This window comes from Enterobacter cloacae complex sp. 385G4 (assembly GCF_057320665.1).
Map to the genome: position 1 here is coordinate 59275 of NZ_JBXWDD010000014.1, position 8165 is coordinate 67439.

Below are 8165 nucleotides of genomic sequence, written 5' to 3' on the forward strand. Positions count from 1 at the left end.
TTTCCCCTTAGTGACAGTCGCCAGCCGGGCTGTTGCAGCAGGTGCCCGGGGTTTTACGCGTCGCCAGCAGGTTGATATCAACGCGGCTTCGCGCCCGGCGCAGCAGGCCAATCACAATCACGTTAAACAGGATGACCGCCAGGATGCTGACCAGGCTGTAGCGCGGATGCTGGCTGAAGTTAACGGTCTGGTAAAACAGCGTCGCCAGCGAGTAGGCGATATTCAGCCCCCACAGAATGGAGAAGCCCATCCAGCCGCGGCTGGACTCACGGGCAATCGCCCCCATCACCGAGATGCACGGAATATAGAGCAGAACGAAGATCAGGTAGCTGTAGGCTGCGGACGCGCTGCTAAACTTCTCGCCCATCACGCCCATGGCACCGGTCGCCATTTCGCCGTCGCCTTTGCTGGCCTCAATCGGGTTAGCCAGCACGCTCAGGCTGAAGGTCTCTTTCAGGCTCTGCCAGGTCTCCTCTACGGCACCCAGCAGTTCGTCACCGAGGTGAAACTCCGCCGGGTTAAATTCCTGCTCCTGAATGTTCTCTGCGGTGTAGAGCGTGTTCAGGGTCCCGACGACCACCTCTTTCGCCATCGCACCGGTGAACAGGCCCACGGTCGCCTGCCAGTTATCCTCCTGTACGCCAATCGGTTTGAAGACCGGCGTGATGACGCGGCTGACGGAGGCGAGGGCAGAGTCGTTGATGTTATCTGCCGCCTGACCGGTGAGGGTGAAGCTGTTCAGCGCGCTCAGGAAAATACTGACAATAACAATCACCTTACCGGCGCGCAGTACAAAGCCTTTCAGACGCTGCCAGGTCTGGATCGCCAGGCTTTTCAGATGCGGGACGTGATAGACCGGAAGCTCCATTACAAACGGTGACGCTTCACCGCGCATGATGGTGTGCTTGAGCATTAAGCCGGTCAGGATCGCCATCACGATGCCCAGCACGTACAGCGAGAAGACCGCCAGCGCGCCCTGCTGGCCAAAGAAGGCTGCCGCGAAGACGGCAAAGATTGCCAGACGCGCGCCGCAGGACATAAACGGCGCCATCATAATGGTCATTAGTCGTTCACGCGGTGCATCCAGGGTGCGCGCGCCCATTACCGACGGCACGTTACAGCCGAAGCCGACGATCAGCGGGACGAACGATTTGCCCGGCAGGCCCAGCGCCTGCATCAGGCGGTCCATCACGAAGGCGGCACGCGCCATGTAACCGGAATCTTCGAGGAACGAGAGGAACAGATACATCATGCCGATCTGCGGTACCAGCGGCAGAACGGTGTTGATACCGCCGCCAATCCCCTGGGCAAGGAAGATGGTCAGCCATTCCGGGAAGTGCAGGGTGTAACCTACCCACTGAATACCGTGTACGAAGACCGCGACAGAACCGGCGTCAAAAATCGGCTGCAACGCGCCACCGATGTTAATCGCGAGCAGGAACATCACGTACATCACCAGCAGGAAGATGGGCAAACCGAGGAAGCGGTTGAGCACAATCTTATCCACCGCCGCCGTGAAGCGGCTGGGCTCTGCGGTAAGGGCGTTGCTGACCACGTCGCAAATTGACGCAATGGCCTGATAACGCGCATCGGCGATGTGCAGCGCCGGATCGTCCAGCTCGTCGCTGAGACGGGCGAGGGCCACGTCCAGCTTATCCGCCGCATGTCCGGCATAGGCGCGGCTGTAGATATCCCCTTCCAGCATCTGCAGGCCGAGCCACAGCCGCTGTTTTGCAGGCATGCTGCTGTCCATCTCCTGCGCCAGCCGTTCGGCTTCGCGCAGCAGCGGCTGGGCGTAATGCACCAGCTCAACGTCGCGGTTTCCCGCGTGGCGGTCAATCGCCAGCTTAAGGGCGTCGATACCGCGAGCGCGGGTCGAGACCAGCGGAACCACCGGACAGCCCAGGCGCGCGGAGAGCGCATCGACGTCGATGCGCAGCTTTTGTTTTTCCGCAATGTCGAGCATGTTGAGCGCCACGATGCAGGGGATCCCCAGCTCCAGCAGCTGTAGCGTCAGGTAAAGGTTTCGCTCGAGGTTCGAAGCGTCGACCACGTTGATCAGCAGATCCGCGTCGCCGCCAAGAATGTAGTGGCAGGCAATTTGCTCATCGAGCGAAGTCTGGGATGAAATCGTGGTTAAGGAGTAGGTGCCGGGAAGGTCAACCAGGGTGACCTGATTGTCCGTTGTCGTGAACTGGCCTTCTTTACGTTCAACTGTTACGCCTGCCCAATTTCCCACGCGCTGGCGCGCGCCGGTTAACTGATTAAATAAGGTTGTCTTGCCGGAATTAGGATTGCCAATTAAGCCAATAGTTAATTTTTTCATTGTATTAGACCCACCGAAACCGCTGGCTTGTTAACGGGATAAAGATTCAACTTCAATTAATGCGAGGTCTTTTTTGCGCAAAACCAGATTTACGCGCCGGGTTTCGATATGAACAGGATCGCCCAACGGCGCCACACGCACGACCTGGAATGATGAGCCGGGCAGCATGCCAAGTGACAGCAGCTTCTGCCGATAGGCCGGGCTAATTTCGCGGGTAAAACCGGTAATTTTCCATGCACTGTCTGGAGTGAATTGCATAATGCCTGATTCCACGAGAGGTTAAATAATCTACACTGCGATGATAATGAGAATAGTTTTTATCAGCAATAATAAAAATGTGACGGGATGTTGTTAATCGTATTAATTTGCGGTCTGATTGACCTTGCTCAATATTTGCAGAATTACCCGGGAAGAAATAAAAAGCATATTTGTTAATGGAGTGATAAATAGCGGTTTAAATATGGGTGTGCAATCGGTTTCATATATTTCGAGATGATTTTATTCCCCTCATCCCGGCTCTCTCCCCTTTGGGGAGAGGGGTAGGGTGAGGGGGGGTTACCTTAGCGTTTCTTACCCATCGCCGCCGCCAGCGCGTCCATCATCGCGCTGTTGCCCGCAGGCTGCGCGTCACGCCCGCGCGGTTTTGTGGCTTTCGTGGCCGGACGCTGCTGCTCGCGGCCTCCGCCGTTGCCGCCACGGCGCGCGCTGGTGTCGCCCGGCTGCTCATCCAGACGCATGGTCAGGGCGATACGCTTGCGCTGCAGATCCACCTCCAGCACTTTCACCTTCACGATGTCGCCCGCTTTGACAACGGTGTGCGGGTCTTCAACGAACTTGTCGGCAAGGGAAGAGATATGCACCAGACCGTCCTGGTGCACGCCGATATCCACAAACGCGCCGAAGTTGGTGACGTTGGTCACCGCGCCTTCCAGCACCATGCCCGGCAGGAGATCGTTCATGGTCTCGATGCCGTCAGCAAAGGTCGCCGTTTTGAATTCAGGACGCGGATCGCGGCCCGGTTTTTCCAGCTCTTTGATAATGTCGGTAACGGTTGGTACACCAAATTTTTCGTCGGTGAAATCAACGGCTTTCAGGTTACGCAGAGCGCTGCTGTCGCCCATGAGATCCTTCAGCGCCTGCTGGGTGGCGGCCAGGATGCGCTCAACAACAGGGTACGCTTCCGGGTGAACGGTAGAGGCATCCAGCGGGTTATCGCCGTGGTTGATGCGCAGGAAGCCCGCACACTGCTCAAACGCTTTCGGCCCCAGGCGGCTCACTTTAAGCAGCTGCTGACGGTTCTGGAACTGGCCGTTCTCATCGCGCCAGGCCACGATGTTCTGTGCCATCATGCGGGTTAAGCCCGCCACGCGGGTCAGCAGAGGAACGGAAGCGGTGTTCAGGTCCACGCCGACGGCGTTTACGCAGTCTTCCACGACCGCGTCCAGCTTGCGCGCCAGCTGCGTCTGGCTCACGTCGTGCTGATACTGGCCCACGCCAATGGATTTCGGATCGATCTTCACCAGCTCCGCCAGCGGATCCTGCAGACGACGGGCGATGGAGACCGCGCCGCGCAGGGAAACGTCCAGGTCAGGGAATTCCTGCGCCGCCAGCTCAGAGGCGGAATAGACCGATGCGCCCGCTTCGCTGACGATCACTTTCTGTGCCGTCACTTTCGGGAACTGCTTTTGCACGTCGAGGTAGAAACGCTCGGTTTCGCGTGATGCGGTGCCGTTACCGATGGCAACCAGCTCCACGTTGTACTTCTCGCACAGCGCCGCCACCACGACGGCGGCTTTCGCTGCCTGGCCGGTGTGCGGGTAAATGGTATCGGTGGCGACCAGCTTGCCGGTGCCGTCAACGACCGCCACCTTCACGCCGGTACGCAGGCCCGGATCGAGCCCCATGGTGGCGCGCAGGCCCGCAGGAGCGGCCATCAGCAGGTCATGCAGGTTACGGGCGAAGACGTTGATCGCTTCGTCTTCCGCGCGTTCGCGCACGGTGCCCATCAGCTCGGTTTCCAGGTGCATCAGCACCTTGATGCGCCAGGTCCAGCTCACCACGCCTTTGCGCCAGCTGTCCGCCGGGGCGTTGTTCAGGCGCAGGCCGAGATGGTCGATGATAATCTGCTCGCAGTGGCTCTCTTTCGGCGGCTCGTCAAACTGCGGGTCGGCGTTCAGGGAGAGCTGGAGCACGCCTTCGTTGCGGCCGCGGAACATCGCCAGCGCGCGGTGAGACGGGGTGGTCGAAATTGGTTCGTGGTGATCGAAGTAGTCGCGGAACTTCGCGCCTTCTTCCTCTTTGCCCGCGACGACGGTAGAGACGATGTGGGCGTTCTTCCACAGGTAATCACGCACTTTGGCCAGCAGGGCGGCGTCTTCCGCGAAGCGCTCCATCAGGATGTAGCGCGCGCCGTCCAGAGCGGCCTTGGTGTCAGCGACACCTTTGTCGGCGTCGACGAATTTCGCCGCTTCGGTTTCCGGGTCGTGAGATGGCTCATTCCACAGCAGCTCTGCCAGCGGCTCAAGGCCCGCCTCAATCGCAATCTGCCCGCGGGTACGGCGCTTCGGTTTGTACGGCAGATAGAGATCTTCGAGTTCAGTTTTGCTCAGGGTGCCGTTAATGGCGCTTTCCAGCTCGCTGGTCAGCTTGCCCTGTTCGCCGATGGATTTGAGGATCGCCTGACGACGTTCTTCCAGCTCGCGCAGATAGCCCAGGCGGGTCTCCAGGTTACGCAGCTGCGTGTCATCCAGACCGCCTGTGACTTCCTTACGATAACGTGCAATAAACGGCACGGTGTTCCCTTCATCAAGCAGGCGAACGGCAGCTTCTACCTGTTCGGCTCTGGCCTGAAGTTCACCCGCAATAATGCGGCAGAGCGAATCTTTCATCATGGCTTTATCATCTTGTGGGTCAAAAATCAGGGGATAGTTATACGGGCTGACACGGCAAAATGCCAGCCGGGGAGGGCGCTCTCGGACTATTTTACGTAGACGATCTCATTGACGTACCAGCTGGCTTCACCGGCTGGGGTCTGCACGACGGCTAAATCGCCCACTTCCTTTTTCAGCAGCGCGCGGGCCATAGGGGAGTCGATAGAAATGTAATCTTTACGACCAAAAATTTCATCGTAACCGACGATGCGAAAACGCAGGGTGTCACCATCGTCGTTTTCAATCTCCACCCACGCGCCGAAGAACACTTTGCCCTCCTGCTGCGGGGAGTAATCGACAATTTTAAGATTTTCGAGACACTTCGTCAGATAGCGTACCCGGCGGTCAATTTCGCGCAGCCGCTTCTTGTTGTACTGATAATCAGCATTTTCGCTGCGATCGCCCAGGCTGGCCGCCCAGGTCACCTTTTTGGTTACTTCAGGACGCTCTTCGCGCCACAGGTAATCCATCTCTTTTTTGAGCTTTTCGTACCCTTCGCGGGTGATCAGGGGCGTTTTCATGGTGCTGCCTTTGCTGCCGGTTCTCTGTTTTGCGCACAATACGTACCACACAGTGTAACAGACAGGATTAATAATGATTTATGTGATGAAATGAACAGATAAGCTGCTGTTAAATATGCTTTGTAACAATTTCGACTAGAATTTATACCAGAATTAACTGGTCGAATACGTGCACTTTTTTAGAATACGCTGTTACAAAGACTATCCGAACCTTTGGGAGTACACACAATGCAAGAAAACTACAAAATTCTGGTCGTGGATGACGACATGCGCCTGCGCGCGCTGCTTGAGCGTTATCTGACCGAGCAGGGCTTCCAGGTTCGTAGCGTCGCGAACGCTGAGCAGATGGACCGTCTGCTGACCCGCGAATCTTTCCATCTGATGGTTCTCGACCTGATGCTGCCGGGTGAAGACGGGCTTTCTATCTGCCGCCGTCTGCGCAGCCAGAGCAACCCGATGCCGATCATCATGGTGACGGCGAAGGGCGAAGAAGTTGACCGTATCGTAGGCCTCGAAATCGGCGCCGACGACTACATTCCAAAACCGTTTAACCCGCGCGAGCTGCTGGCGCGTATTCGTGCCGTGCTGCGCCGTCAGGCGAATGAACTGCCGGGCGCGCCGTCCCAGGAAGAAGCCGTCATTGCCTTCGGCAAGTTCAAGCTGAACCTCGGCACGCGCGAGATGTTCCGTGAAGATGAGCCAATGCCGCTCACCAGCGGCGAGTTTGCCGTACTGAAAGCGCTGGTCAGCCACCCGCGCGAGCCGCTTTCCCGCGACAAGCTGATGAACCTGGCGCGCGGTCGCGAATACTCCGCAATGGAACGCTCCATCGACGTGCAGATCTCCCGCCTGCGCCGCATGGTGGAAGAAGATCCGGCGCATCCTCGTTATATTCAGACCGTATGGGGTCTGGGCTACGTGTTCGTTCCGGACGGCTCTAAAGCATGAGGCGAATGCGCTTCTCGCCGCGAAGCTCGTTTGCCCGCACCCTCTTACTGATCGTCACCCTGCTGTTCGTCAGCCTGGTGACGACCTACCTGGTGGTGTTGAACTTTGCGATTCTGCCGAGCCTCCAGCAGTTTAATAAGGTCCTGGCCTACGAAGTGCGTATGCTGATGACCGATAAGCTGCAGCTGGAGGACGGCACGCAGCTGGTTGTTCCCCCGGCATTTCGCCGTGAAATCTACCGTGAACTGGGCATTTCGCTTTACTCCAATGAAGCGGCGGAAGATGCTGGCCTGCGCTGGGCGCAGCACTATGAATTCCTCAGCCAGCAGATGGCGCAACAGCTGGGTGGCCCGACGGAAGTGCGCGTTGAGGTCAACAAAAGCTCGCCCGTCGTCTGGCTGAAAACCTGGCTGTCACCCAACATCTGGGTACGCGTTCCGCTGACTGAAATCCATCAGGGCGATTTCTCGCCGCTGTTCCGCTACACCCTTGCCATTATGCTGCTGGCGATAGGCGGCGCGTGGCTGTTTATCCGTATCCAGAACCGACCGCTGGTCGACCTGGAGCACGCGGCGCTGCAGGTCGGTAAAGGCATTATTCCTCCTCCACTGCGTGAATATGGTGCCTCTGAAGTGCGCTCAGTAACGCGCGCGTTTAACCACATGGCGGCAGGCGTTAAGCAGCTGGCGGATGACCGTACGCTGCTGATGGCCGGCGTCAGTCATGACCTGCGCACCCCGCTAACGCGTATTCGTCTGGCGACGGAGATGATGGGTGAAGAGGACGGTTATCTCGCCGAGTCTATTAACAAGGACATCGAAGAGTGTAACGCCATCATCGAGCAGTTCATCGACTACCTGCGCACCGGTCAGGAGATGCCGATGGAAATGGCCGATCTGAACGCGGTGCTGGGCGAAGTGGTGGCCGCAGAAAGTGGTTATGAGCGTGAAATTGATACTGACCTTCAGGACGGTGAAATTCAGGTTCGTATGCACCCGCTTTCCATTAAGCGTGCGGTGGCCAATATGGTGGTTAACGCGGCGCGCTACGGTAACGGCTGGATTAAGGTTAGCAGCGGGTCTGAACTCAACCGCGCCTGGTTCCAGGTGGAAGACGACGGTCCGGGCATTAAGCCCGAGCAGCGTAAGCATCTGTTCCAGCCATTTGTGCGCGGCGATAGCGCGCGCAGCACCAGCGGTACGGGTTTAGGCCTGGCGATTGTGCAGCGTATTGTGGATAACCATAACGGATTGCTGGAGATTGGTACCAGCGAGCGGGGCGGGTTGAGCATTCGCGCCTGGTTGCCGGTTCCGGTGACGCGGGGGCAGGTGAAAGAGGGATAGTGCGGTCTGATGCCCTCACCCCGGCCCTCTCCCACTGTACGGTCCGGGGACATAGTGAACACTTGTTCGGGGACATGGTAGACACTTACAACTGAGG

Annotated in this window: 6 protein-coding genes; 2 read left to right on the forward strand and 4 right to left on the reverse strand. The window is 57.9% G+C overall.

Going from position 1 to position 8165, the window contains the following annotated elements:
- Nucleotides 1–7: 7 nt before the first annotated feature.
- The 4 genes from feoB to greB all read right to left on the reverse strand — a co-directional run bounded on the left by feoB (nucleotide 8) and on the right by greB (nucleotide 5777).
- The gene (gene feoB, locus AC2FAJ_RS21970; RefSeq protein WP_485454521.1) at nucleotides 8–2326 is read right to left on the reverse strand and encodes a Fe(2+) transporter permease subunit FeoB; all 2319 of its coding nucleotides are present in this window, start codon (nucleotides 2324–2326) and stop codon (nucleotides 8–10) included.
- Nucleotides 2327–2356: 30 nt separating this feature from the next.
- The gene (gene feoA / locus AC2FAJ_RS21975; RefSeq protein ID WP_006177893.1) at nucleotides 2357–2584 is read right to left on the reverse strand and encodes a ferrous iron transporter A; all 228 of its coding nucleotides are present in this window, start codon (nucleotides 2582–2584) and stop codon (nucleotides 2357–2359) included.
- Nucleotides 2585–2886: 302 nt separating this feature from the next.
- Nucleotides 2887–5217 carry a Tex family protein gene (locus AC2FAJ_RS21980; protein ID WP_048957373.1) on the reverse strand — a complete coding sequence of 777 codons (2331 nt, stop codon included), beginning with the start codon at nucleotides 5215–5217 and terminating at the stop codon, nucleotides 2887–2889.
- An 86-nt stretch (nucleotides 5218–5303) separates the two neighbouring features.
- Nucleotides 5304–5777, reverse strand: a complete 474-nt coding sequence (gene greB / locus AC2FAJ_RS21985) for a transcription elongation factor GreB (RefSeq protein WP_014885539.1) — start codon at nucleotides 5775–5777, stop codon at nucleotides 5304–5306.
- A gap of 228 nt (nucleotides 5778–6005) precedes the next feature.
- Between greB and ompR the strand changes: the two genes are divergently transcribed.
- Both ompR and envZ read left to right on the forward strand, forming a co-directional pair.
- Nucleotides 6006–6725, forward strand: a complete 720-nt coding sequence (gene ompR / locus AC2FAJ_RS21990; protein WP_001157751.1) for an osmolarity response regulator transcription factor OmpR — start codon at nucleotides 6006–6008, stop codon at nucleotides 6723–6725.
- Complete coding sequence (envZ, locus tag AC2FAJ_RS21995; RefSeq protein ID WP_028014672.1) at nucleotides 6722–8068, forward strand: two-component system sensor histidine kinase EnvZ; 1347 nt, start codon at nucleotides 6722–6724, stop codon at nucleotides 8066–8068. Before ompR ends, envZ begins: the two co-directional genes overlap by 4 nt.
- The last annotated feature ends 97 nt before the right edge of the window (nucleotides 8069–8165 follow it).